Genomic DNA, 23,762 nt, shown 5'->3' on the forward strand with positions numbered 1-23,762 from the left:
GATGGATTACGAGACATTTTTCCAGGGCGAGCTCGATGCGATCAAGGCGGATGGCCGCTACCGCATCTTTGCCGAGCTGGAACGCAAGGCCGGTGCCTTTCCCCACGCCAATCACTATACCGATGATGGCGTCGGCCATGTGACGGTGTGGTGCTCGAACGATTATCTCGGCATGGGCCAGCACCCCAAGGTGATGACGGCGATGCACGAAACGCTCGACAAATGCGGCGCCGGTGCCGGTGGCACGCGCAACATTTCGGGCACCACCCACGCGCATGTCGAGCTGGAGCGCGAACTCGCTGATCTGCACGGCAAGGAAGCCGCCTTACTGTTCACCAGCGGCTATGTCTCGAACTGGGCGGCGCTGTCGACGCTGGCAGCGAAGCTGCCCAATTGCGTGGTGCTGTCAGACGCGCTCAACCACGCCTCGATGATCGAGGGCATTCGCCACAGCCGCGCCGAATGCCGCCGCTTCAAGCATAACGACCCCGCCGATCTCGATCGGTTGCTGAGCGAGGTCGAGCCCGGCCGCGCCAAGCTGGTCGCGTTCGAGAGCGTCTATTCGATGGACGGTGATATTGCCCCCATCGCCGAGATCCTCGACGTCTGTGAGAAGCACGGCGCGCTGAGCTATATCGACGAAGTCCACGCTGTCGGCCTCTACGGCCCGCGCGGCGGCGGCGTCGCCGAGCGCGAAGGGCTGATGGACCGCATCGACGTGATCGAGGGCACGCTGGGCAAGGCCTATGGCGTGATGGGTGGTTACATCACCGGCTCGGCCGCGCTCATCGATTTCGTGCGCAGCTTTGCCAGCGGCTTCATCTTCACGACCGCGCTGCCCCCGGCGCTCGCCGCCGGCGCGGCCGCCAGCATTCGGCATCTGAAAGAGAGCAATGCCGAGCGCGAGGCGCATCAGGAGCGCGTCGCTACCGTCCGCCGTCGCTTGCACGCGATCGGCATCCCGACGCTGGAAAACCCCAGTCACATCATCCCGGTGATGGTCGGCGACGCCAAGAAGTGCAAACGCATCAGCGACTGGCTGCTCGAGAACCACGGCATTTACGTCCAGCCGATCAACTACCCGACCGTGCCCGTCGGCACCGAGCGGCTGCGGCTGACGCCATCGCCCGTTCATAGCGATGACGACATCAACCGGCTGGTCCACGCGCTGTCCGAAATCTGGTCGCAGTGCGAGCTGGCCCGCCGGGCGATGGCGGCCTGACCTTCCTTCCTCCGGCCGTATTTCTTGGGCCCCGGCAGCGATGCCGGGGCCTTTTTTCAGCCCGTCCAGCCCCAGGCGGCAACGAGGCGGCCGGCGGCGACATGCCACCAAGGTGCGAAATTGAGCCATACCGCGCTCGCCTCGCCCGCCGCGATCAGTGCGCCACCGCCGAGGAGCGCCGGGTGGATGCGGCCATGATGCCAGCGGTCCCACGCCATCATTAGGATGACCAGCGTAACGTTGCCCCAGAAGAAGCTGAACCACCATCCCAGCGGCGCCGCTGGCCGATCGACGCTGAACAGGCTCCACATCCGCGCGGTGCCTGGGTCCATGATGCTGACCGCGAGCAGGATCATCAGCCGCTTGTGCGCCGCGAGATCGCGCCGCATCTCGATCGCCAGCCAGAGCAGGATCGAGAAGACCGCCAGCTCCTGAAATTCCAGGCCGAGGAACTCGGGAGAGTAAGAGCTTTGCGAAACCGATCGCGCCATGTCGACCATCGCAGCAACGAAACCGAGCACCACGATCGCGACCGACAGGCCAACCAGCCACCAGCCCAACTGCTTGTGCAACGCGGGCTTGCGGACCTCGACCAAAGCGATCTGCGCCGTCACCAGCGCAAGCCAGACGAAATAGACGATGCCGTGGATGTGGAGGATCCAAGGCGGCGGTGTCGGTTTCTCGGCGAAGTAGCGGCTGAGATCGGGCAGGAAGCCTGCCAGCATCCCCGCCCAGATTAACGCGATCCACAAGACATAGATGTTGCGATCGCGCGCGGGCGCAAAGGCAGGGCCACGTGGGGTCGCCAGGAAACCGATGCCCGCCCCATGCCGCCGTGCTGTGCTTGCCATGCCGCTTCCCCCTGCCCCTTAGCCAAAAGTCATTCCGCAGCAGGAACCACGAGTTAATTGGCGGTCACCCGGCTTTCTCCAACGAAAACGCCTCGCTCGGCTAGGAGCGAGGCGCATCGTTGTTCAGTCAAGTGGCCGATTATTTGGCGGTTTTCGTGCCCCCCGCGCCGGCTGCCGGAGCCGCAGCGGGTGCCGGAGCTCCTGCCGGCGTCGGCCCGCGCAGATCGGGATAATCGCCCAGCATGCTCACCCCGCCCAATGGCTTGTTGAGCCCCTGGTGGCACGTCGCGCAATTCGCCTTGTACACGTCGCCCAACGGACCCTTGCGGTTCATATTGTCAGGGAAGACGTGCTGCAGCGACGCGATATAGGTCTGGTCGATATCGCGCACCATGCGGATGCCGTACCAGGCGGTCACGCGCTGCGGCCGGCTGTTAGACCAGCTGCTGAACGAGTCAGTGTTGTGGCAGAAGGTGCAGTTGACGTTGAGCGCCGATGACATGTGCATCATCAGCCCATAAGTCTTCTCCGCTTCCTTCAACGACGGACCGGGCTTTTCATACAGGCCCGACGCGTTGGTGTTCTGGACGCGGATGTTCTTGTCGGTCGTCAGGAACGTGCTGAACGGATCATTCGGCAGCGACGCGTAGCTCACCGCCGGTGACGGCGCATTCTGGCCCTGCTTGTCGCCCAGCAGCCCGTGCGCCGGGTGGCCCGGATCAGCGGCTGACCAGACATATTTGGGCACCGCATTGCCGCGGTGGCAGGTGTAGCAGGTCACGCCGACATTCTGGACGTGGCCTTGCCATTTCGAGTTGATCGCCAGCGTCATCTGCAGCATGCGCCGCGCGACGACCTTGGTGTATTTCTCGTCCGACGCCATGTTGGCGGGGTTGTGACAATAGTTGCAGCCGACCTTGGTGGGGTCGGGTCCGTCCTGCGGTGCCACCCATTGGCTGATCGAAGCCATGATGTAGTTGAACCGCTCGGCGCTGACATTAGTCAGCACCTTAACGTTCTGGTACGTCTGGCCTGCCGTCGGCCCGCCAGCGGCCGGCAGCGGATAGGGCGGCTGCGGCACGGGTTGGCTGGTCAGCCGCGCGACCGCAGTCACCTGATCACCGCCAGTGCCGCGATAGCCGGTTTGCTCGACCTTTTTCTTGCCGAGTTCGCAGCCTGAGAGCATCAGCCCCAGGCTGGCCGCCGCGACGATGGCGACGGCGTTCTTCCCCCAACGGTCGATCATTTCGGTGCTCCCGGCAGAGTGGCGGGGTCGACGACGCCCGTCGACGGATAGGCCGGCGCATAGCCATGCTGCTGCGCCCAGAGGTACCAGTTATCGACAACGGTGCCGGTCAGCAGGATGCCGATGCCACCCGTCAGCGTCGTCAGCACGGCGAACCACCACGCCCAGCGATGGATCGATTCCATCGTCGCGTTGAAGCCCATCGTCCAGCGCCAGAACAGCGCCGCGCGTTCAGATGCCGTGCCACGATCGGTAATCTGCTCGATTTCACGCTCGCCGCCATACCGACCAACGGCCAGGATGGTGGCGCCGTGCATCGCGAAGAGGAGCGTCGACCCGTAGAGGAACGCGATCGAAAGCGCGTGGAACGGGTTGTAGAACAAATTGCCGTAGCGGATCGAGAACGCCGCCGTCCAATCGAGGTGCGGGAAGATGCCGAAGGGCACGCTTTCCGACCAGCTGCCCATCAGCACGGGGCGGATGAAGCCGATCGACAGCATCAGGAAGATGGCGCTGGCAAAAGCCCAGGCGACATGCGTCCCCATGCCGAGCGCGCGCGCCCTGACATAAGTGCGTGCCCACCAGAGCAGCACCGACGCGGTCATGCAGAAGCCGGCGATCTGCCACCAGCCGCCTTCGGCCAGCGGCACGAACAGCTGCAGGCCATATTTGGGCGCCGGCGGCTCGAGCGCGAGCCAGAACAGCTGGCGGACGAACTGGATGGGGTTCCACCCCACGCTCGCCAGCATGTTGAGACCGGTGATCTCGAAGGCGAGGAAGAAGAACAGGATCGACGCGATGCCGAGCCCGCCCAGATAGATGGGCCCGATCTGCGCATTGCCGATCTTGCCGGCGAGGTAGCTGTAGCCCGCGACGCCGGAGCGATCGAAGCTGCCGGGCGGAAGCGGTGGGCCAAGTTCGGCATGGCCCCTCAGCTGCGCCTGGGTGAAGATGTTCTGATAGCGTGCCATCGTGTCAAACTCCCTCAGTGCGCCCAGATCGGCAGATTGAGCCACCAGGTCCACCATTCCGGCCAACCGCGCGTCCACACCGGCCCCGAGATCACGATGCACACCGCGCTCCAGAAGGCGGCATTGAGCGCGAGCAGCAGCCCGAGCCGGTGAATGCCGAGCGTGCCGATCGAATAGCCGATCGTATCGCGGAAAAACGTGTCCTCATATTCGGGCGATTTCACTTCGCCGCCGTTGGGCGGGTTGACCGCTGACAGGATGAGGCCACCGTGCAGCGCCAGCGCCAGCGTCGTGGTGAAGAAGAAGCTCACCGCGATCATGTGCGCCGGGTTGTAGTGGAAGTGGAGATATTGGTAGCCGGTGTTCGACACCCAATCGAGATGGCTGAAGATCCCGTAGGGGAAGCCGAAATGCCACGCGCCGAGCAGCACCGGCCGGACGACGACCAGCGTGACATACGCGAGGATCGCAAAGCCGAACGCGATGGGGACATGGTAGCCCATGCCAAGCTTGCGGCAGATTTCCACCTCCCGCAGCGCCCAGGACACGAATGCCCCGATCGCGCAGATGGTGATGATCTGCCAGAAGCCGCCCTCTCTCAGCGGCGCCAGCCCCAGACCATATTTCAGGTCAGGCGGCGCGATCGAGATCAGCCACGGGTCCCAGGTGGGCCCTTGCGACGCGGCGTAGAAAATGAGGAGCGTGCCGAGCAGCGCGCACAGCGCGGTCGTGACGCCGAAGAAGCCCACATAAAAGGGGCCGACCCAGAAATCGAAGAGGTCGCCGCCGATCAGCGTCCCACCCCGGACCCGATATTTTCGCTCGAAGCTTAAGAGCGCCATGGCTGTCTCTCCGTGCTTTCCGTGTCATTCTGCTGAGGGCGGCATGCCCATAGCAGCAACGAAATCATGCGCCTGAGCCGGGGCGGGTCGTTACCGAGCCCGCCCCAAACTCAAACTAGTGCCGCGCTTGTCTCAGACGCGGCGGTCGACGTGCCTGGTTAGGACGCCGAAGGCGCGGCCGGCGCCGAAACGGCTGCCGTCGCGGTCTTGTGACCGCCATCCAGCCAGTTGTACCGATCAGTGCTGAGCAGGATGAAATGGATCAGCAGCGCAAGTACAAACAGGAAAATGGCAAGCGCGACCAGCGTGCGACGCGGATCGAAAATCAACCAAAGTCTCCACATGGCGTGGGCTCCTTTACTATTGTTGGAATAACAGGCCGATTATTGGCCGAGCCACGGCTTCCACGCCCAGACCAGCCCATGGGCGATCAGCGCGATCACCGTGAAGCTGATAAAGCTGGTCGTGAACAGCTTGTGGAATTCTTTGGCTTCGTCGGGCGTAAGGTACGTGCCCGGACCCAGTCTTTCATCACTCATATCAAGGTTCCTTCGTCTTGATCGACCCGACGAGATCCGGCGCGCGGCACGCGTCCCCCGGGGGCATCCAGGCGGCACCATCGCCGCAAGGATCGGTTGTCGCAGCCGCCACGGGAGCGGTGCGGAATAGGGCGCGAGCGCGGATCATCCGCCCCTCGCTTCAGTTAACGCGAGCGCCAGGCGCTCGGGTGTCACGGTATCTTCACCGGCGCGGCGCGCGGCGCGCTCGGCGGCGTCGCGGATGCGCTTGGCGACCGAAATGCGCACCAGCACCGGCTCGCGCTCGATCGCGCGATCGAGCTCGGCCTTGGCGGCGTCGTCCCAGCCGATGTCGCGCTCGCTACGCGCCGGTGTCGGCTCGACCCGGTCAAGCTGGCCGGCCAGCGGCAGGATGTGGAACAGCGCGTCGAACAGCGCATTGCACACTTCCTGGATCAGGTAGGTCGCACCCGCATAGCCCATGAACGGCGTGCCGGTGTGGCGACGGATCACAGCACCAGGGAAGCTCGCCGGGATATAGACCCCGCGCCCGCCGGCCTCAGCCAGATACATGCGCTCGTTATAGCTGCCGAACAGGATGAGCGGCGGGTTGTCGCGGATCATGTCGCGCACGCTCGCATTGTCGGGCTTGACGCCCGCCGAGCGGTTGACCGCGAAATGGCATGGCAGCCCCATATCCTCTTCGAGGAAATGCCTGATCCCTCTCGCGTAGGTTTCGGTGGCGACGATGCCAAAGCTCGCGGTGCCGAAGAAATCCTGCGTCACCGACCGCCACAAATCCCAGAGCGGCTTGATCGTGGTGTGCTTCTCGCGCTCGATGAACGGCTCGGGGTCGAGGCCCGTCAGTTCGCCCAGCGTGCGCAGGAACAGCGTGGTCGATTCAAGCCCGATCGGCGCCTGCAGATAGGGCCGCTCCAGCGCTTCGCACAGCCCGCGGCCGAACTCACGGTACATGCAGACATTCACATGCGCGTTGGTGAGCTTCTTCACATCGGCGAGATGGCTACCCATCGGGAAGACCATGTTGATCTCGGCGCCAATGCCTTCGACCAGGCGCCGGATTTCGGCGAGGTCGGACGGCATGTTGAAGGTGCCATAGATCGGGCCGATGATGTTGACGCGGGGCTTCTCGCCCGGCTTCACTTCCTTAGCCGCCGGAATCTTCTTGGTGCCGAATTGCGTCCACAGCCAGGCGAGCGCGCGGTCGGCGGATTGCCACTGATCCTCGTCGATCGTGCGCGGCAGGAAGCGCTGGATATTGGTACCTTCGGGCGTGACGCCGCCGCCGATCATCTCGGCAATCGACCCCGTCACGACCACGGCGGGCAGGTCGGGGTCGAGCGTCGCCCAGGCGCGCTTCATCGCGCCTTCGGTGCCGTCGCGGCCGAGTTCCTGCTCGGAGAGGCCGGTGACGACGATCGGCAGCTCGTGCGGCGGTAGCGCATCGGTGTAATGCAGCACCGAGGTGACGGGCAGATTTTCGCAGCCCACCGGGCCATCGATGATGACCTGCAGGCCCTTGATCGCGGTGAACGCATAAACTGCGCCCCAATAGCCACCGGCGCGATCATGATCGAGGATGAGAGTCATAGCTGCTCCTCCCCAACACCTGCCGTCGCCCCAGCGAAAGCTGGGGCCTTTGGCCGATGCAGCGCCCGGTTTGGCACGAGACCCCAGCTTTCGCTGGGGTGACGGTTGGAGGTGAGGGCGATCAGCGTCATGAGCCCACCGCCTCTGCCGCTTTGGCGGCAGCGATGCGTTGCGCGGCGTATTTCGCCTTGAAGTCGGGGCGGTCGACCGGCGTTTCGGTCCACACGCCCGCGGTCGCGCCATCGCCGACGCCGTCGAAAAAGCTGCGCATCCGGTCGAACCGGTCCTTGTTGGCGAGCGCGGCGTTGACCACCATCGCCAGGCTGCCAGCGCCAGCCGGGCCCATCAGCGGGCGCGCCGAGATGAGGTTGGTGAAGTATAGCGCCGGGATCGCGCGCGCCTTGGCGTGCTGGACCACCGGCGTGGTGCCGATAGCCAGATCGGGCCCATATTCCCCGATTGCGGCGATATCCTGCTCCAGGCTGGCGCGATATTGCACGCGGCAGCCGTGCGCTTCCAGCCAGTCGCGATCGGGATCGGACCAGACGGTGCGCGGGCAGGCAGTGCCGACATAGGGAACGTCCGCGCCACTTTCGATCAGCAACCGGGCGACGAGCAGCTCCGAGCCTTCATAGCCCGAAACAGTGATCCGCCCCTTGATCGGCCGCGCAGCAAGCGCACCGGCGATCGCGGGAAGAAACCGATCCTTTGCCGCATCGACCTTGGCCCGCGCGATCCCGCAGGCCTGGCCGATCGCGTCGAGCCACGCGGCGGTGCCATCGCGTCCGACCGGCGCCGAGCCGACGACCGTGCGGCCTGCCGCCTCGAACTCGCGAATGCTGGCGGTGTAGAAGGGGTGGATTGCCGCCACCGCCGCGCAATCGAGCGCCGAATAAAGCTCGCGCCATTCGCGCGTGGGGACGACCGGGCCGGCCGCGAGGCCCAGCGGCTCCAGCATCAAGCCGATGCCGGGTGGGTCGGCCGGGAACATCTCGCCCAGGAGAGTCACGGTAGGGCGTTGATCGGGGTTATTGGCCGATCGATTGCTTGGCTCGGCGACAGGGCCGGCCATGGCTTCCTTGCGCGCATAGCTGAGCATCGCGCCCGCCAGCACATCCTTTGCCTCGGCATGCGTCGGCACGCCGAAACCGGGCACATCGATGCCGATGATCCGCACGCCGTTGATCGCGTCCGGCAGCAATTGCAGCGGCACGCCCGACGCGGTCGGTACGCAGAGATTGGTGACGACGATCGTGTCGTAGAGCGCCGGATCGGCGAGCCCTTCGACCGCTTCCTTGATGTCCTCGAACAGCTTGCCGGTGACGAGCGTTTCTGAACTGAACGGCACATAGCCGACGCTGCGACGCGCGCCGTAGAAATGGCTGGTGAAGGTCAAGCCGTAAACGCAGCAGGCAGAACCCGACAGCACCGTCGCCGTGCGGCGCATCCGCAAGCCAACGCGCAAGCTACCGAACGCCGGGCACATGGATTGCGGCTGGTCGTGCGGGCCCTTGGGATAGTCGGCGGCATAGCGATCGAGCAGCTCGGCCTTGCCCGCTTGCGCGGCGGCTTCGCGCAATGTGTCCGCCGACGAACAACCGCCTTCGCTCGCCGATACTAGGTCGATCCGGTCGCGATCGCGGGGAGGAAAGGCGCCGCCGTCCACGCGCTATACCCTGTCGTAAACCACTTCGAGGCTCGGCCTCGGGGCGAATGCTTTGCCGTGCATGTCAGCCTGCGTTGCGGGCTTCAGCGTGAAATCGGCACCGGTCACGTCAGCGCTGAACAGCGCGAGCAGCCCATCCTGGTCGAGCGGCGCGGGCCGCAGCGGCGGCGCTTCCTGCACGTTGAGCGCGAGCTCTTCGAACAGCGAACCCCATTGGCTGTCAGGCTTGCCGATGATCTGGTAATTGGCCGATTTACGGCGGATATCCTCGTTGGCGGGGATCGCGGTCAGCACCGGGATGCCGACGGCGCGGGCAAAGGCATTGGCTTCGCCGGTGCCGTCATCCTTGTTGAGGATCATGCCGGCGACGCCGACATTGCCGCCCATCTTGCGGAAATATTCGACCGCCTTGCAGACATTATTCGCGACGTAAAGCGATTGCAGGTCGTTCGACGCGACGACGATGACCTTCTGGCACATGTCGCGCGCGATCGGCAGGCCGAAGCCGCCGCACACCACGTCGCCCAGGAAATCGAGCAGGACGTAATCGAAACCCCAATCGTGGAAGCCCAATTTCTCGAGCGTCTCGAAGCCGTGAATGATGCCGCGCCCGCCACAGCCGCGGCCGACCTCAGGCCCGCCCAGCTCCATCGCGAACACGCCGTCGCGCTGGAAGCAGACATCCTCGATCTTCACTTCCTCGCCGGCCAGTTTCTTGGCCGAGGAGGTCTCGATGATTGTGGGGGTTGAGCGGCCACCGAACAGCAGGCTGGTCGTGTCCGATTTGGGATCGCAGCCAATCAGCAGCACGCGCTTGCCCTGCTGCGCCATCATGTAGGAGAGATTGGCAAGCGCGAACGACTTGCCCGATCCGCCCTTGCCGTAGATCGCGATGATCTGCGTTTCCTTGGTCACCGGGCCGGTGGGCACGGGATCGGGCTCTTGTGCGGCTTCCTCGCGCAGCGGGCCCGAGTCCAACATGCTCATATTTCTCTCCAATCGAGAACCATCTTGCGGCAATCGCCGTCTTCAAATGCTGCCGGATAGGCGTCGACCGCTTCGCTCGCCGGGCGGACATGGCTGATCAGGCCCGCCAGGCTGAGCGCGCCGTCCTCGATCAGCGCGCGGGTGCGCGTCAGGTCGTCGGCGGTGAATTCGGCCGAGATGCGCAACCGCGCCTCGCGCATGAAGGCGGGCGGGAAACGGAAAGCGATGTGGGTGTAGAAGCCGGCCAGCACGATCTCGCCTTGCTTGGCGAGGTGGCCGACCAGCGTGTCGATGATGTCGGTCGCGCCGCTGGCGTCGACCACGGTGCGATAGTCGCGGCGATCGTCAGCCTCGGGCGCGATCACGCTATAACCTTCACCGTCATGGCGCGCCGTGTTGGTTTCCCACACCGTCGGCGCGGGAGCGCCGCGCGCGATCGTCATCCGGGCGATCAAGCGACCGAGAATGCCGTGGCCAATGATGAGTTCGGGTGCCTCGCCGCCGATGACAGCGTGATGCGCGGTCGCGGCGAGCGCCATCAGGATGCCGTCGCGACCGAGCGACTCGGCGACCGGCAGTGCGCGATGGCCGGGCAGCACGACTCGGCGAGCAGTGCCGCCAAACAGCGCGCGGGCGCCTTCATAGCAATTGGCGCCGGGCACGAAGACCCATTCGCCGATCCGGGATTGCGCGTCGCGGCCGGCATCGATGACGCGACCGACCGACTCATAGCCAGGCACCAGCGGATAACCCATGCCGGGAAAAGCGGGCATCTGGCCGCTCCACAGCAGCTTCTCGGTGCCGGCGCTGACGCCGCTCCATTCGATTTCAACCAGCAGGTCGGCGGCCCCCAAAGCAGCAAGCGCCAGCGGGCGGAGATCGATCCGTCGCGGTGCGTCTAAAATGACCGCCAGCGTGTCCAAGCTGCGCTCCCCTGCAAAGGCCCGTTCGCCGGGTCTTTCGTGCAGCTGTCACATTATCTTTACGATAGGGTATGTCAATCTAAATTGACGGTTGGTGTCAAAGCGGCTTGTCAGCGCTCGGCCAGCATGACTGACACGGTCAGCGGAATCGAGGTGCGCACCCGGCGGCTGCGGCGGAAGCCGGCTTCAGCCAGCATGGCGCCGATTTCGGCGGAACTGCGTGGGCGGCCCGACCCCATCGCCCATAGATAGAGGCCGAAATAGGCGTCGCCGGCGGGCTCCGAGCCCGGCGTTTCGGCCATCGGCTCGGCGATCAACAGCCGCCCACCCGGGGGCAATGCTGCGTGAATGTTGCGCAGCAATTGCCGCGCCGGATCGTCGTCATGATCGTGCAGCACGCGGATCAGCGTAACAAGATCATGGCCCTGCGGCAGCGACTCGGTGAGGAAATTGCCGCCGGTGATCGCGACTCGGTCGCCAAGCCCGGCCGCCCCCAGCGCATCCGCCGCGCGCGCGCCGACTGCCGGCAGGTCGAACAAAGTGAAGTGAAGTCGGGGGGCCACGCTTGCCACCGCGCGGATGAAGCGCCCCTCGCCCCCGCCGACATCCATCATCCGCTGGTGCTGCGCGAATCGATAAGCGTGGGTGACATGATCGGCGATCAGCGCCTGCGAGGCGGCCATCAGCCGCGAATAGGGCGCGACCTGGTCACCATCACCATCCCCCGCATGCTCGGCATAGCGCCAATAGCCCGACAGCCGCCCGCCGCCGCGCGCGCGCAATTGCGACAGGGGATCGGCGAGATCGGCATAGAGCAACGCATGATGCGCGACCATTTCGGCAATGCCCGGATTGCCCAGTAGCGCGGCACCATCTGCGCCCAGCGCCCAACGCTCGCCAAGCCTTTCGACCAGCCCGAGCGCGCGGGCGGCGCGCAGCAGCCGGTCGGTACCCTCCTCCGGGACGTCGATCGCCGCCGCAGCATCAGCGGTGGTCAACGGCCGCTCGGCGAGCCTGGCCAGCAGCCCGCTTTCCAACGCCGCGGCCAGCGTCTGCGAATAAGTGAACCCCGCGACCAGATCGAACAACGCCCGCGCCCGCCGCCGCGCGACTGGCCGGGTGAACCACAGCCGCGCCGCGGTCCGCTGGAACGCGGGATCGGCAAGAAGGCGGTTGCGCCAGCCGATCCATTTCTCGCGCCATTGCCCCGCCATGAACGACCGTTTCCCATCTTGGACAAAAGCAACTGTCCAGATGGTTTGACAGATGTTAGGCTGGCGTCAATCGCTGGATCAGAACAGCAAGGAGCATCGGGGCGAGGTGCCACAGGGTGAGGCGATCATCATCGGCGCCGGGATCGGCGGCCTGACGAGCGCGATGCTGCTCGCGGCGCGCGGCGTGGCCGTTACGGTGTGCGAAGCGCAGGCGGCACCGGGCGGCAAGCTGCGCGAAGTGATGGCCGGCGGCCACGCAATTGATGGCGGCCCGACGGTGTTCACGATGCGCGACGTTTTCGAGGAACTCTTCTTCGCCGCCGGCGCCTCGCTCGACGAGGAAGTGCCGATGCGTCACGCCGAGGTGCTCGCGCGCCACGCCTGGGGGGCCGACCGGCTCGATCTGTTCGCCGATATCGATCGCAGCGCTGATGCGGTGCGCGACCTCGCCGGCGCGCGCGAGGCCGAGGGCTTTCGCCGCTTCATGGCCGAGGCGGGGCATATCCACCGCACGCTCGACCGCCCGTTCCTGCGCGCGGCCAAGACCAACCCGATCGGCCTCACCTGGCGGATGGGGCTGCGCGGCTTTGCTGACCTCAACTCGATCCGCCCTTACCAGACGCTGTGGGCGGCGCTGGGCGACCATTTCCGCGACCCGCGCCTGAAGCAGTTGTTCGGCCGCTATGCGACTTATGCCGGCTCCTCGCCGTTCCGCTGCCCGGCGACGCTGATGCTGATCGCGCATGTCGAGGCAAGCGGGGTGTGGCTGGTCGATGGCGGCATGCACAAGCTGGCACAGGGGCTGGAGCGAGTCGCCAAGCGCCATGGCGCGCGCTTTCGGTACGAGGCGCCGGTCAGCGAAATCCTGGTCGAGCACGGTCGCGCGGCTGGCGTGCTGCTGGCGAGCGGCGAGCGCATCGCTGCCGAGCGGATCATCTGCAATGGCGATCCCGCCGCTTTGGCCGCCGGCCGCTTCGGCCCCGCCGTGCGCCGGGCTACCAGCGGTACGCGGCCGCGCGACCGATCGCTGAGCGCGCTGGTGTGGACCGCGCCCGTCACCGCGACCGGCTTCCCGCTCGTCCGCCACAATGTCTTTTTCTCGCAAGACTATCCCGCCGAATTCGCCGCGCTCGATGCCGGCCGCGTGCCCGACGATCCGACCATCTACCTTTGCGCGCAGGACCGCGACGATGCGGGCGCGCGCGCAACTGACGGCACCGAGCGCGTGCAGATCATCATGAATGCCCCCGCCCGCGGTGATCAGGCCGCGCCAACCCCTGCGGAGTTAAGCCAATGGACCGACCGGATGCACGCCACGCTCGCTCGATCGGGGCTGTCGCTCGATCTGGCGCCGGGTTCGGTGCTGACCACACCGGCGGGCTTCGCCACCCTGTTCCCACAGACGGGTGGAGCCCTTTATGGACGGGCCTCGCACGGGTGGGCGGCCTCCTTCCGCCGCCCGGGCGCCCGGACGCGGATCCCTGGGCTCTACTTGGCGGGCGGGGGGACGCACCCGGGGGCGGGTGTGCCGATGGCGGCGCTGTCGGGCCGGCTCGCCGCCTTGGCGCTGCTCCACGACCGCGCTTCGACGTCCGTGTCGATCCGCAGGGCTATGCCTGGTGGTATATCGACGCCTTCAGCGATGACCGACGCCATGGGCTGACGATTATCGCGTTCATCGGCAGCGTGTTTTCGCCTTATTACAAATTCTCGGGCCGGCACGCGCCCGACAATCATTGCGCGATCAACATCGCGATGACCGGCCCGCGCGCCGGCGCCTGGGCGATGACCGAGCGAGGGCGGCGCCATGTCGATCGCGGGGCGGATCATTTCGCCGTCGGCCCCAGCGCGCTGCAATGGGACGGCGCCTGCCTGACCATCGATATCGACGAGATTTCGGCGCCCATTCCGGCGCGCGTCCGCGGGCGGGTGCGGGTATGGCCGATGATGACCGGCGGCACTGCCTTCACGCTCGACCCCGCCGGCCGCCACCGCTGGCACCCCGTCGCCCCGCGCGCGCGGATCGAGGTGGCGATGTCGCATCCCGGCGTCAGTTGGAAAGGCGATGGCTATTTCGACAGCAATTTCGGCGACGAGCCGCTGGAGGCAGGGTTCATCGACTGGCATTGGTCGCGCGCGCATTTACGCGACGATGTTGCGGTGCTGTATGAAGGCGAGCGCGCCGATGGCGAACGGTTTAACCTGGCGCTGTGCATGGACCGGCAAGGCGAATGGCGCGATGCCGAGCCGCCGCCGATGGCACGCTTGCCACGATCGGGCTGGCTGGTCGACCGCCGCACGCGCGCCGACGCCGGCCACACCCCACGCGTGCTGAAGACCTGGATCGACGCGCCTTTCTATGCGCGATCGGCCATCGCGACACGGCTCTTCGGCGAGGACGTCCACGCCGTGCACGAAAGCCTGTCGCTCCGGCGGTTCAACTCAGTCGTCGTCCAGACGATGCTGCCCTACCGCATGCCCCGCATCTTCTGGTGAGCCGGCGCGATCGGCCTTATCCTTCGCGATCGATCGGGTGACCGACCAGTACTGCCAGCCGCCAAAGCCGAGCGCGACGATCGCGGAAAAGGTCAGTTCGATCAGGCCATAATATTTGTGGGGCATCTTCCGTTGCCTTCCTCATCCGCCACCCCGGCCCTGAGCCGGCGTCCCGCTTTAGCCCGAGGGTCGAGGAAGCGGGACCCCGGGTCAAGCCCGGGGTGACGAGACCTCAGACCGCTGCCCGGCGGTCTGCACCGCTTCCAAAATCCGTTCCGCGACCAGTGCCGGCGCTTCTTCATGCGCGAGATGGCCAAGATCAGGCAACATCTCGACCCGCGCATCGGGCAAGCGCTCGGCGATGTGCCGCACGCCGTCGGCCGGCACCGCTGCATCGGCTGCGCCGTGGATTAGCGTGACAGGCAGCGCGAGGCGCGGCAGGTCGGCATAGAGCGCGTCCAAATCCCACTCCGCCATCATCGTGATCGCGCCAGCACAATGCCCGGCACGGCGGAACAGCCGCGCATAGCAATCGACGCCGACCGCATCGATCCGCGAGCCGGTCGATCGGGTCAGGAAGCGCTCAACCTCGCCCGGCGTCGCGGCGATCCGCGCGAAGATGTGCGGCGCGAACGGGTTGACGAAGAGCAGCTTGGCGAGCGTCGGGAAAATCCGCGCGGCGAGGCCCGGAAACGGCATCAACGCCGGGTTGAGGCCGATCAGCGCGCGAGGGCTCGCGGCACCGTCGAGCACCATCCGCGCAGCGATGGCCGCGCCCGCCGAATGGCCGATGATAATCTCGGGCGGTAGGCCCAGCGTGGCCGTCAGCGCCGCGAGCGCCTGCGCCATCGCCGGCATCGCGAGACCACCGGCGGGCCGCCCCGTCGTAAAGCCATGCCCCGGCAGATCGGGCGCGATGACGGTGAAATGCTCAGCGAGCAGCGGTGCCACGTCGCGCCAGCTATGTGTCGCCGCCCCCGTGCCGTGGATCAGCAGCAGCGGCGGACCACTGCCCATCACCTGAACATGAAACCGCACCCGGCCGGCATCGACGAAACGGCTAGCGTCGCGATGGGGCCAATCGCGACCATCGGTCGCCCAATCGGGCCGGTCGCTCAGCATGGCAGCGAGGCCTTGACGGCGGCGTGCATGCGGGCGGCGTCGGCGCGCGGCAGGGGCAGATAGCGCGCGCCCATCGCGGCGGCGATCCGCTCGCCTTCGGGCCGCGGGCTCGGCGAGATATCGATAAACGCACCTTTCAGCCCCGCCGCCGCGATCGCGCGGGCGGCGGCGAGCGCATCATCATTGGCGGCGGTGCGATTGGGCGTGCCGTCGGCGGCGATATTGGCGCGGCCATCGGTGAGGACGACGAGGAACGGCGTGCGCCCCCGCTTGCGCGCATCGAGCGCGAGTTCAGCGGAGGCGCGCAACCCCGCGGCGAGCGGTGTGCCACCCCCGCCCGCCATATCGGCCAGCGAGCGCTTGGCGCGGACCAGCGAGCGCGTAGGAGGTAGCAGCAACGCCGCCTCGGTGCCGCGAAAGGCGATGAGCGCGACTTGCGCACGCTTCACATAGGCTTCGGCGAGCAGCAGCTCGACCGCGCCCTTGGCCTCAGCGAGCCGGGTGAGCGCCGCCGAGCCCGACGCATCGACCGCGAAGATCGTCGTCGCCTCGGCGCGGTTCTCGAAGCGGCGAATGCGCAGGTCGTCGCGCCGCACGCGCACCCGCTTGTCGCCCGGCGCGGCGCCGCGCAGGCGCTGCCAGGGTGCGGCAGCGCGCAGCGTGTCGATCAGGCTGAGGCGCAAGCCGCCGCGCGGCACGCCAGCGACGCTACCGACCGGGCGCCCGCGCGTCGGCGCGCGTCGGCGCTCGCCTTTGCCGCGCCCACGCGGCGCCGGTGCGCGACGGGCGCCGCCCCGCGCGAGATCGGCGAGCAAACCCTTGGGCAAGCTCGCGAGCGCGGCGGCAAGGACGAGATCATCGAGTTGCGGCGGCTCGGCGGTGCTGTTGGCGTCATCCTCTGGCGCGCTGTCAGGCGGTGGGGGCGGCGCTTGCTCGGGCGCTTCCGGCGCGTTGTCTGTCGGCGGCATGCAGGTCGCGCGGGGCCCCAGCACCAGCCGTGCAGCCAAAGCGACATCGGCTTCCTCGACCGTGGCACGCCCTGCCCCGGCCGCCGACGAACGCGCCGCGCGCAGCGCCAGCACCGGCGCCCGCATCGAGGCAATGCCGAGCATCGCCGACGTCGCCGCCAGCGCCTCGAGAACATCGGGTACCGCCGCCACCGCGCGCGGCGCGACCGGATCGGCAAGCATCGCTTCGACCGGCCGCACCCCGGCAAGATCGACATGTAACGCCAGCCGCTCGGCCAAGGCCGGCGCGACTTGATCATCATCGTCGACACTATCGTCGAACGCCAGAACGACGAAACGCGATGCCGGGTCGTCCCCATCCAGCGCCGCCGCCAGCCGCGCGGCGACGCCGTCGCTCAACCGCTCTGCCATCGGCACCACGAGCAGCCCACCCGCCACCGCCGCGAGCAGGCCCGGCTGATGCACCGGCGCGCCGCTTGCCAAGGTCGCAGCGAGATCGAGCCCGCCCGACAAGCGCTCGTCATCGATCGAGACCGGCAGGCGCCGCAGCGGCGCGCCGGCGGGGAGCGCGGCCATCACCGTCGCGATCAGCGCATCGGCCATCAGCGCGCCGCCGCGCACCAGCATTCCGCCGAGCGCCGGCGCCGCCGCGAGCAGCCGCGCCGCCGCCAGCGCATCGCTCGCCTCGGTCACGCGAAACGCTCAGCCAGCACGCGCTCGATCCGCGCGGTCGAGCCGGTATCGTCGAGCACGTTCTTGCGCAGCCGGTGCCGCAGCGCCATCGGCGCGACGCGGCGGAGGTGATCGCGCGTCGCCTCGCGCGCGCCGTCCAGCGCCGCCAGCGCACGGGCCGCGCGCATCAGCGTCAATTCTCCGCGCAACCCATCCGCACCGACAGCGATGCACAGCTCGGATGCTTCGGCGAGAACGGCCTCGGGCACCGCCACCTCGGGCAGCAGCGCGCGCCCTTGCGCGATCCGCTTCAGCGTCTTGCGCTCGGCCGGCTTCCACTTGGCGGCGAATTCGGCCGGGTGCTGCTCGAACGCATCGCAGCGCTTGAGGATTTCGACGCGGCTCTTCACGTCCTGCGGCGTCCGCACCTCGACCGAGAGGCCAAAGCGATCGAGCAATTGCGGGCGCAATTCGCCTTCTTCCGGGTTGCCGCTGCCGATCAGCACGAAGCGCGCATTGTGGCGGATCGACAGCCCCTCGCGCTCGACGACATTCTCGCCCGATGCCGCGACATCGAGCAGCAGATCGACGATGTGATCTTCGAGCAGGTTGATCTCGTCGATATAGAGAAAGCCGCGATGCGCCTTGGCGAGCAGCCCCGGCTCGAACGCCTTTTCGCCCGCGCCCAGCGCCCGCTCCAGATCGAGCGCGCCGACGACGCGATCCTCGGTCGCGCCCAATGGCAGATCGACGAACGGCACCGCCATCGTCGCCGCACCCGGGCGGTGAAGCTCGGGCGCGGGGCAGGTTTCGCCCGTCTCCGGGTTGCAATTATAGCGGCAGCCCTTGGTCGCCGGCATCGGCGGCAGCAGCTGCGCCAGCGCTCGCGCGGCGGTCGACTTGCCGGTGCCGCGATCGCCGAACACCATCACGCCGCCGATGCGCGCATCGACCGCCGCGATCAATAAAGCCAGTTTCATCTCGTCTTGCGCGACGATTGCGGAGTAAGGAAATGCTATGCCCACCCGGCAACGCTAACACGGGTTGGACGTTGATCAAACTGAACAGGTGGTGCCGACGTGATTTCTCCCCCCGTGATTGCCGCGATAGCCTGGGCCGTGATTCTGGGCGTCGGCGGTGGGCTGATGACGCCGATCGGCGACTGGTACAGGAACCTGCGCAAGCCGCCCTGGCAGCCGCCGGATTGGGCATTCGGCCCTGCCTGGACGATCATTCTGGGCCTCGCCGCCTGGGCCGGGGTGATTGCCTGGCACGCCGCGCGCGACCCTGATGACCAGCGCGCGATCATCATCGTCTTTCTGGTGAACGCGGTGTTCCATTTCAGCTGGAGCCCGCTGTTCTTCCGCCTGCGCCGGCCCGATTGGGCGCTGATCGAGGTCGTGTTCCTGTGGACGTCGATCGCGGCGATGATCGCGGCGCTGGCGCCCATCTCGCCAACCGCCGCGCTGCTGATCGTGCCCTATATCCTGTGGGTGAGCTTTGCCGCCGTGCTCAACCGCGCGATCGTCGCGCTCAACCGACCATTCGCAGCGCGCTAATAGTTGGGCCGACGGCGAAAAGGGTATAGGATCGGAGTTTCGACGAAGAAGGAAATAGTCGCCGAATAATCGAGAGGATCACCGCCATGTCCGCACTTGACGCTGCCCACCCGTCGCTCGCCACCCCGGTTGTCGAGGTGCGCCGCATCGGCGCTGCGGATGTTAGCTGGGCGCTGGCCGAGGGGTGGCGCGACTTCCGGGCGAAACGCGGTGATTTGATTTTCGCCGGCCTGCTTTATCCCGTCATCTGCCTGGTCGCGATCGTGACGACGGTGAACGATCCGCTGCTGCCGCTGTTCTTTCCGCTGGTCGCCGGCGTGTCGATCGCCGGGCCGGCCGTCGCCAGCGGCTTCTACGAACTCGCGCGGCGGCGGGAGGATGGCGAGGATGCCAGCTGGTGGCATTTCCTCGATCCGCTGAAAGGCCGCAGCCGCTTGCCGCTGATGCTGCTGACGATGATGCTGGGCGCGCTATTCATCGGCTGGCTGCTCGCCGCCTATCTTCTCTACACCGCCGCCTTTGCCGGCACGGCGCCCGTCCATATCAGCGACGCGCTGCCGCGCCTGTTCGGCACGCGCGAGGGCTGGACATTGATCGTGACCGGCAATCTGGTCGGGCTCGGCTTCGCGGTGGCTACGCTGGTGACGAGCTGGATCGCTTTCCCGATGGTGATCGACAAGCCGGTCGATGCGCTGACGGCAGTCGAAACCTCGGTGCGAGCCGCACGGATGAACGCCGGCACGCTGGTCGGCTGGGGTTTGCGGATCGCGCTGTTGCTGGCGATCGGCACGATCCCGTTGGGGATCGGGCTGGCGGTGGTGCTGCCGTGGTTGGGCTATTCGACCTGGCACCTCTACACGCGGGTGGTGGCGCGCTGAGCGCCTAGCGCCCGATCGGCATCTGCAGGAACTGGCCGAGCAGCTTCACCCGCTCCTCCAGCTTCTCGCGATAGGGCGCATCGGCCGGCGCGAGCTTGAGCGCGATCTGCCATTGCGCCAGCGCCGCTTGCCCCTGCCCCGCGCCGATCAGCGCGAGCCCCAGGAAATAATGCGGGCCGGGGTGCGTCGGCGCGAGCGCGAACGCGCGGTTGAACGCATAGGTCGCCGCCGGCGACGCCGTGCCGCCGTCAGCCGCCGCCAACGCCCGGCCGAGCGCCGTCCACAGCGCGATATTGTCGGGGTGCGCCTGCACGCCGCCGAGCACCGCGCGCGCCGCCGTGCGCGGCTCGCCAGCGCGGAGCAGCGCATCCGCCGCGCCGAGATAAGCGGTGCCGTTGTGATAAGCGCCGAACATCTGATCGCGCATTTCGGCTTCATCGGGCTCGATCGCGGGTGCAGAGGCCGCGGGTGTCGCCGCGTGCTCGGCCAGATCAGGGCTGCCCTGCACGGCATAGCCCGTCGCCGCGAGCATCAGCGCCGCGCCGACACTGGTCCAGGCGACGCGCGGCACGCCGAGCGCCCATAGCGCAGCCGCCGCCGCCACGCCCAGCAAGCCAAGCATCACCCAGCCCATCAGCCCCGCGCCTTGCGCTTGAAGCTGCCGCGCGCCAGCCACAGCCCCAGCCCGAGCAACGCGAGTGGCGCCAGCCACAGCCCGATCGTCGCCGCCGACCAGGGCGGATCATAGGTCACGTAATCGCCATAGCGGTCGACCAGCCATTGCCGGATCGCCTCCGGCTTTTCCCCCGCCGCGATGCGCTTGCGCACCATCGCGCGCATGTCGGCAGCCATCTCGGCATCCGAATCGGCGATCGACTGGCCCTGGCACACGACGCAGCGCAGCGACAGCATCAGCGCCTTGGCCTGCGCTTCCTGGTGCGGATCGCTGAGCTGGGTATTGGCGAGCGGCGCCGGCGGCAGGTTCGAATCGGCAAGTGCCGGCCCCGCCGCGACCAGCGCGAGCACGATCAGCGCGCGCCTCATGCCCCTGCCTTTACCTTGGCGGCGATCTCATCGATATCTTCATCGCGGATCGCGCCGATATGCTGGAGCAAGATGTGCCCCTGCCCATCGATCACGAACGTCTCCGGCACGCCTGACGAACCGAGCGCGAGCTGCACCGAGCTGTCGGGATCATTGCCGATCGCCGCATAAGGGTCGCCATAGCGCGCCAGGAAAGCGCGGATATCGTCGGGCCGGTCGCGAATCGCCGCGGCGTCGATCTCGACCCCCATCGCGCGCAGCCGGGCAAGCTGCGGCGCCTCGGCCGCGCACGGGATGCACCAGCTGGCGAAGACGTTGAGCAAGCGCGGTTTGCCTTGCCTGAACGTGGCGCTTGCCAGGCCCGGCTTGCCCGGCAGCATCGGCGGCAGGGTAAAGGCGGGGAGCGATTTGCCCACCATGGCCGATCGCACGTCGCGGCTGGCGGGCTTGTAGAGCCCCTGCGCGATCACGATCAGCAGCGCCGCGAACGCGGCGAGCGGTAGCCAGATGACCAGCCGCCTCATGCGAAGGCTTCCTCGGCGAGGCGCGCGCGGCGCACCACCCGCCAGTCGCGCAGCACCCGGCCGATCAGCGCGAGCGCGCCGCCCAGCGCGATCAGCCCGCCGCCTGCCCAGATCAGCGTGACGAACGGCTTCCACCACAGCCGCAATTGCCAGCGGCCATCCGGCGCGCGCTCGCCGAGCACAGTATAGAGCTGTCCGTCGAGCCGTGTCGCGATCGCCGATTCGCTCGTCACCGTCTGCGGGTTGGCGAAGAAGCGCGATTGCGGCTGGAGCGGGAAGGGATCGCCCTCCGCCGTGCCATCGCTGCCGATGCGCCGCGCGACGAGCGTTGCCTGCAAGGCCGACCAGTTGGGGCCGATCACCGGCGCGATGCCGGTCAGGGTGACTTCATAGGGCCCGACGCGCTTGGGCTCGTTGACCGCCGCCGCAACGAGAGTCTCCTTGGTGAAGGCGGTTTCCGATGCCATCCCCGCGACGCTGACCGCGACGCCGAGATGCGCGATGACCATCCCCCAGGTAACGAGCGGGGTGCGGCGCAGATCGCGTCTCCACAGCGGTGCGACACTTGCCACGGCAAGGCCGCCCGCCAGCGCCATGCCGAGCATCGGCATCAGCCCCATATCGGGCGCCGCGACGGCAAGCGCCGCCAACCCCAGCGCGGCAACGGCAACCGGCACGGTGATGCGTTGCGCCAACGGGTTGAGCCCATCGCGCCGCCACCGCAGCAACGGTCCTGCCGCCATGAACGCAAACAGCGCCAGCGCGATTGGCCCGGTCGTCTTGTTGAAAAACGGCGGCCCGACCGAGAGCTGCACCCCCATCGCGGCGGCAACGATCGGGTAAAGCGTGCCGATCAGCACCACACCGAGAATGACCGACAGCAGCAAATTGTTGGCAACGAGCGCGCCTTCGCGGCTCACCAGCTCAAACGTTGATCCCTGCCGGATCGTGCCGACGCGCAGGCCGAACAGCGTCATTGCCCCGCCAATATAGATCACCAGCAGCGCCAGGATGAACGTGCCGCGCCGCGGATCGACGGCGAAGGCGTGAACGCTCGTCAGAATCCCCGATCGCACCAGGAAGGTGCCGATCATCGACATCGAGAAAGCGACCACTGCCAGCATGATCGTCCATGCCCGCAAGCCGTCGCGCGCTGCGAGCACATTGACCGAATGGAGCAACGCCGTCGCGGCCAGCCACGGCATCAGCGAGGCATTCTCGACCGGGTCCCAGAACCACCAGCCGCCCCAGCCGAGGATGTAGTAGGACCAATAGCTGCCGGCGGTGATGCCGATCGTCAGAAAAATCCAGGCGCCCAACACCCAGGGCCGCATCGCGCGCGCGAACGCCGGGCCGACATCGCGCGTCACCATCGCGCCCACCGCGAACGAAAACGCGACCGAGATGCCGACATAGCCGACGTAAAGCGTCGGCGGATGGAAAGCGAGGCCGGGGTCCTGCAGCAGCGGGTTGAGGCCGTTGCCGTCGGGCGGCGCTGGCGTCAGCCTTGCAAAGGGATTGGAGGAAAACAGCAGAAACGCATAGAATCCCAGCGCAATCGCCGCTTGCGCACCCAGCGTTGCCACCAACGTGCGCGCCGCCAGCCGATGCTCGAGCACCGCCACCGCCGCCCCCGCCAGCCCCAGGATCGTCACCCAGAGCAGCATCGAGCCTTCGTGGTTCCCCCAGGTGCCGGCGATCTTGTAGATCAACGGCTTGGCCGAATGGCTGTTCTCTGCGACGAGCAGCACCGACATGTCGGAGCGCACGAAAAGCGTGATCAGCAGCAGCAGGGAAAGCGCGGTCAGCACACCCTGCACGATCGCGATGGCGCGCACCGCGCGCAGCATGTCGCCCTCACCGCGCGCGACGCCCACCCCGGCCAGCACCAGTTGCAGCGCGGCAAGCGCGGCGGCGAACCACAGCGCGGCAAGACCAGCTTCGGCGATCATTGCTGCAGTGTTTTCGTCTCGTGCATTTTGCCGGCGACCTGCGGCGGCATATATTTTTCGTCGTGCTTGGCGAGCAGGTTCGTCGCGACGAAGCTGCCGTCGGGCTGGAATTCACCCTCCGCCACCACGCCCGATTTCTCGCGGAACAAGTCCGGCGTTACGCCGCGAAAGCTGACCGGTACCGTCGCCTGCCCGTCGGTCACCAGAAACCGGATCGATACGCCATCGGGCTGGTGCTGGATCGAATTGGCCGCGACCATCCCGCCCAACCGCACCGCATGGCCGAGCGGCAAGCCATCCTTCTTCACATCGCCCGGCGCATAGAAAAACGCCGCCTGATCCTTGAGCGCGGAGAGCGCCAGCCCGCTCGCGCCGACCACCGCCGCCACCGCGAGCAGCCCGAGCGTCAAGCGTTGATGCTTGGCCTTCACGGCAACCGCCTTTCCGCCGCGCGCATTTCGAACCAGCTCGCAATCGCCAGCGCCGCTGCAGCGAC

At 67.1% G+C, this 23,762-nt stretch carries 25 protein-coding genes; 5 read left to right on the forward strand and 20 right to left on the reverse strand.

What is annotated here, in order from left to right; all coding sequences use genetic code 11:
• The first annotated feature begins 1 nt into the window (after position 1).
• On the forward strand, positions 2-1,222 hold the full coding sequence (gene hemA / locus ACLB0R_RS11680) for a 5-aminolevulinate synthase (protein ID WP_416643516.1): 1,221 nt from the start codon (positions 2-4) through the stop codon (positions 1,220-1,222).
• 56 nt (positions 1,223-1,278) lie between these two features.
• Here hemA and ACLB0R_RS11685 read toward each other — a convergent pair whose 3' ends face one another.
• The 11 genes from ACLB0R_RS11685 to ACLB0R_RS11735 form a co-directional block, all read right to left on the reverse strand.
• A complete protein-coding gene (locus ACLB0R_RS11685) occupies positions 1,279-2,073 on the reverse strand; it encodes a hypothetical protein (protein WP_416643515.1) in 795 nt (264 codons plus the stop codon).
• 139 nt (positions 2,074-2,212) lie between these two features.
• Positions 2,213-3,319, reverse strand: a complete 1,107-nt coding sequence (gene pufC / locus ACLB0R_RS11690; RefSeq protein ID WP_416643514.1) for a photosynthetic reaction center cytochrome PufC — start codon at positions 3,317-3,319, stop codon at positions 2,213-2,215.
• On the reverse strand, positions 3,316-4,290 hold the full coding sequence (gene pufM / locus ACLB0R_RS11695; RefSeq protein WP_416643513.1) for a photosynthetic reaction center subunit M: 975 nt from the start codon (positions 4,288-4,290) through the stop codon (positions 3,316-3,318). The genes pufC and pufM overlap by 4 nt, the downstream gene beginning before the upstream one ends.
• 14 nt (positions 4,291-4,304) lie before the next feature.
• Positions 4,305-5,132 carry a photosynthetic reaction center subunit L gene (pufL, locus tag ACLB0R_RS11700; RefSeq protein WP_416643512.1) on the reverse strand — a complete coding sequence of 276 codons (828 nt, stop codon included), beginning with the start codon at positions 5,130-5,132 and terminating at the stop codon, positions 4,305-4,307.
• 158 nt (positions 5,133-5,290) lie between these two features.
• Positions 5,291-5,476, reverse strand: a complete 186-nt coding sequence (pufA, locus tag ACLB0R_RS11705; protein ID WP_416643511.1) for a light-harvesting antenna LH1, alpha subunit — start codon at positions 5,474-5,476, stop codon at positions 5,291-5,293.
• A 39-nt stretch (positions 5,477-5,515) separates the two neighbouring features.
• Positions 5,516-5,671, reverse strand: coding sequence for a light-harvesting antenna LH1, beta subunit (pufB, locus tag ACLB0R_RS11710; protein ID WP_416643510.1), 156 nt, complete (start codon positions 5,669-5,671; stop codon positions 5,516-5,518).
• A gap of 144 nt (positions 5,672-5,815) precedes the next feature.
• Positions 5,816-7,261 (reverse strand): chlorophyllide a reductase subunit Z, encoded by a 1,446-nt coding sequence (gene bchZ / locus ACLB0R_RS11715; RefSeq protein ID WP_416643509.1) that lies wholly within the window; start codon positions 7,259-7,261, stop codon positions 5,816-5,818.
• Positions 7,262-7,388: 127 nt separating this feature from the next.
• Positions 7,389-8,927, reverse strand: coding sequence for a chlorophyllide a reductase subunit Y (gene bchY, locus ACLB0R_RS11720; protein WP_416643508.1), 1,539 nt, complete (start codon positions 8,925-8,927; stop codon positions 7,389-7,391).
• 3 nt (positions 8,928-8,930) lie between these two features.
• A complete protein-coding gene (locus tag ACLB0R_RS11725) occupies positions 8,931-9,914 on the reverse strand; it encodes a chlorophyllide a reductase iron protein subunit X (protein WP_416643507.1) in 984 nt (327 codons plus the stop codon).
• The gene (gene bchC, locus ACLB0R_RS11730; protein ID WP_416643506.1) at positions 9,911-10,837 is read right to left on the reverse strand and encodes a chlorophyll synthesis pathway protein BchC; all 927 of its coding nucleotides are present in this window, start codon (positions 10,835-10,837) and stop codon (positions 9,911-9,913) included. Before bchC ends, ACLB0R_RS11725 begins: the two co-directional genes overlap by 4 nt.
• 110 nt (positions 10,838-10,947) lie before the next feature.
• Entirely contained in the window at positions 10,948-12,051 is a 1,104-nt protein-coding gene (locus ACLB0R_RS11735) for a methyltransferase (RefSeq protein ID WP_416643505.1), read from the reverse strand.
• A gap of 52 nt (positions 12,052-12,103) precedes the next feature.
• Here ACLB0R_RS11735 and crtD point away from each other — a divergent pair, with 52 nt between their 5' ends.
• Positions 12,104-13,714: a 1-hydroxycarotenoid 3,4-desaturase CrtD gene (crtD, locus tag ACLB0R_RS11740; RefSeq protein ID WP_416643504.1), complete on the forward strand. Its 1,611-nt coding sequence runs from the start codon at positions 12,104-12,106 to the stop codon at positions 13,712-13,714.
• Between the two features lie 23 nt (positions 13,715-13,737).
• A complete protein-coding gene (locus tag ACLB0R_RS11745; RefSeq protein WP_416643503.1) occupies positions 13,738-14,547 on the forward strand; it encodes a hydratase in 810 nt (269 codons plus the stop codon).
• On the opposite strand, the gene ACLB0R_RS11750 is transcribed toward ACLB0R_RS11745, so the two are convergent.
• The 4 genes from ACLB0R_RS11750 to bchI all read right to left on the reverse strand — a co-directional run bounded on the left by ACLB0R_RS11750 (position 14,494) and on the right by bchI (position 18,334).
• Positions 14,494-14,673, reverse strand: a complete 180-nt coding sequence (locus ACLB0R_RS11750) for a hypothetical protein (RefSeq protein ID WP_416643502.1) — start codon at positions 14,671-14,673, stop codon at positions 14,494-14,496. The two genes, ACLB0R_RS11745 and ACLB0R_RS11750, sit on opposite strands and share 54 nt — an antisense overlap.
• Positions 14,674-14,757: 84 nt before the next feature.
• The gene (gene bchO, locus ACLB0R_RS11755) at positions 14,758-15,669 is read right to left on the reverse strand and encodes an alpha/beta fold hydrolase BchO (protein WP_416643501.1); all 912 of its coding nucleotides are present in this window, start codon (positions 15,667-15,669) and stop codon (positions 14,758-14,760) included.
• A complete protein-coding gene (locus tag ACLB0R_RS11760) occupies positions 15,663-17,330 on the reverse strand; it encodes a magnesium chelatase subunit D (RefSeq protein ID WP_416643500.1) in 1,668 nt (555 codons plus the stop codon). The genes bchO and ACLB0R_RS11760 overlap by 7 nt, the downstream gene beginning before the upstream one ends.
• The gene (gene bchI, locus ACLB0R_RS11765; protein ID WP_416643499.1) at positions 17,327-18,334 is read right to left on the reverse strand and encodes a magnesium chelatase ATPase subunit I; all 1,008 of its coding nucleotides are present in this window, start codon (positions 18,332-18,334) and stop codon (positions 17,327-17,329) included. The genes ACLB0R_RS11760 and bchI overlap by 4 nt, the downstream gene beginning before the upstream one ends.
• A gap of 69 nt (positions 18,335-18,403) precedes the next feature.
• On the opposite strand from bchI, the gene ACLB0R_RS11770 reads away from it, so the two are divergent.
• Both ACLB0R_RS11770 and ACLB0R_RS11775 read left to right on the forward strand, forming a co-directional pair.
• A complete protein-coding gene (locus ACLB0R_RS11770; protein ID WP_434953846.1) occupies positions 18,404-18,868 on the forward strand; it encodes a TspO/MBR family protein in 465 nt (154 codons plus the stop codon).
• An 86-nt stretch (positions 18,869-18,954) separates the two neighbouring features.
• On the forward strand, positions 18,955-19,746 hold the full coding sequence (locus tag ACLB0R_RS11775) for a DUF2189 domain-containing protein (protein ID WP_416643498.1): 792 nt from the start codon (positions 18,955-18,957) through the stop codon (positions 19,744-19,746).
• A 4-nt stretch (positions 19,747-19,750) separates the two neighbouring features.
• Here ACLB0R_RS11775 and ACLB0R_RS11780 read toward each other — a convergent pair whose 3' ends face one another.
• From ACLB0R_RS11780 to ccmE, 5 genes are read right to left on the reverse strand one after another with little or no spacing between them, the layout of a single operon-like run.
• The gene (locus tag ACLB0R_RS11780) at positions 19,751-20,380 is read right to left on the reverse strand and encodes a tetratricopeptide repeat protein (protein WP_416643497.1); all 630 of its coding nucleotides are present in this window, start codon (positions 20,378-20,380) and stop codon (positions 19,751-19,753) included.
• Positions 20,380-20,790 (reverse strand): cytochrome c-type biogenesis protein, encoded by a 411-nt coding sequence (locus tag ACLB0R_RS11785; protein ID WP_416643496.1) that lies wholly within the window; start codon positions 20,788-20,790, stop codon positions 20,380-20,382. Before ACLB0R_RS11785 ends, ACLB0R_RS11780 begins: the two co-directional genes overlap by 1 nt.
• Positions 20,787-21,314, reverse strand: coding sequence for a redoxin family protein (locus ACLB0R_RS11790; protein WP_416643495.1), 528 nt, complete (start codon positions 21,312-21,314; stop codon positions 20,787-20,789). The genes ACLB0R_RS11785 and ACLB0R_RS11790 overlap by 4 nt, the downstream gene beginning before the upstream one ends.
• Positions 21,311-23,266: a heme lyase CcmF/NrfE family subunit gene (locus tag ACLB0R_RS11795; protein WP_416643494.1), complete on the reverse strand. Its 1,956-nt coding sequence runs from the start codon at positions 23,264-23,266 to the stop codon at positions 21,311-21,313. Before ACLB0R_RS11795 ends, ACLB0R_RS11790 begins: the two co-directional genes overlap by 4 nt.
• Entirely contained in the window at positions 23,263-23,697 is a 435-nt protein-coding gene (ccmE, locus tag ACLB0R_RS11800) for a cytochrome c maturation protein CcmE (protein WP_416643493.1), read from the reverse strand. The genes ACLB0R_RS11795 and ccmE overlap by 4 nt, the downstream gene beginning before the upstream one ends.
• Between the last annotated feature and the right edge of the window lie 65 nt (positions 23,698-23,762).

Origin of the sequence: Sphingomonas sp. GlSt437 (assembly GCF_048015635.2) — a bacterium.
Taxonomy (GTDB): domain Bacteria; phylum Pseudomonadota; class Alphaproteobacteria; order Sphingomonadales; family Sphingomonadaceae; genus Sphingomonas.

Bases quoted from the DNA above. Each gene is read 5' to 3' on its own strand.
- ACLB0R_RS11785 (WP_416643496.1), bottom strand. From the start codon at position 20,790: ATGAGGCGCGCGCTGATCGTGCTCGCGCTGGTCGCGGCGGGGCCGGCA.
- crtD (WP_416643504.1), top strand. From the start codon at position 12,104: ATGTTAGGCTGGCGTCAATCGCTGGATCAGAACAGCAAGGAGCATCGG.
- pufL (WP_416643512.1), bottom strand. From the start codon at position 5,132: ATGGCGCTCTTAAGCTTCGAGCGAAAATATCGGGTCCGGGGTGGGACG.
- ACLB0R_RS11790 (WP_416643495.1), bottom strand. From the start codon at position 21,314: ATGAGGCGGCTGGTCATCTGGCTACCGCTCGCCGCGTTCGCGGCGCTG.
- pufM (WP_416643513.1), bottom strand. From the start codon at position 4,290: ATGGCACGCTATCAGAACATCTTCACCCAGGCGCAGCTGAGGGGCCAT.
- ACLB0R_RS11795 (WP_416643494.1), bottom strand. From the start codon at position 23,266: ATGATCGCCGAAGCTGGTCTTGCCGCGCTGTGGTTCGCCGCCGCGCTT.
- pufA (WP_416643511.1), bottom strand. From the start codon at position 5,476: ATGTGGAGACTTTGGTTGATTTTCGATCCGCGTCGCACGCTGGTCGCG.
- pufB (WP_416643510.1), bottom strand. From the start codon at position 5,671: ATGAGTGATGAAAGACTGGGTCCGGGCACGTACCTTACGCCCGACGAA.
- hemA (WP_416643516.1), top strand. From the start codon at position 2: ATGGATTACGAGACATTTTTCCAGGGCGAGCTCGATGCGATCAAGGCG.
- ACLB0R_RS11685 (WP_416643515.1), bottom strand. From the start codon at position 2,073: ATGGCAAGCACAGCACGGCGGCATGGGGCGGGCATCGGTTTCCTGGCG.
- ACLB0R_RS11725 (WP_416643507.1), bottom strand. From the start codon at position 9,914: ATGAGCATGTTGGACTCGGGCCCGCTGCGCGAGGAAGCCGCACAAGAG.
- bchO (WP_416643501.1), bottom strand. From the start codon at position 15,669: ATGCTGAGCGACCGGCCCGATTGGGCGACCGATGGTCGCGATTGGCCC.
- ACLB0R_RS11775 (WP_416643498.1), top strand. From the start codon at position 18,955: ATGTCCGCACTTGACGCTGCCCACCCGTCGCTCGCCACCCCGGTTGTC.
- pufC (WP_416643514.1), bottom strand. From the start codon at position 3,319: ATGATCGACCGTTGGGGGAAGAACGCCGTCGCCATCGTCGCGGCGGCC.
- bchZ (WP_416643509.1), bottom strand. From the start codon at position 7,261: ATGACTCTCATCCTCGATCATGATCGCGCCGGTGGCTATTGGGGCGCA.
- ACLB0R_RS11750 (WP_416643502.1), bottom strand. From the start codon at position 14,673: ATGCCCCACAAATATTATGGCCTGATCGAACTGACCTTTTCCGCGATC.
- ACLB0R_RS11735 (WP_416643505.1), bottom strand. From the start codon at position 12,051: ATGGCGGGGCAATGGCGCGAGAAATGGATCGGCTGGCGCAACCGCCTT.
- ACLB0R_RS11780 (WP_416643497.1), bottom strand. From the start codon at position 20,380: ATGGGCTGGGTGATGCTTGGCTTGCTGGGCGTGGCGGCGGCGGCTGCG.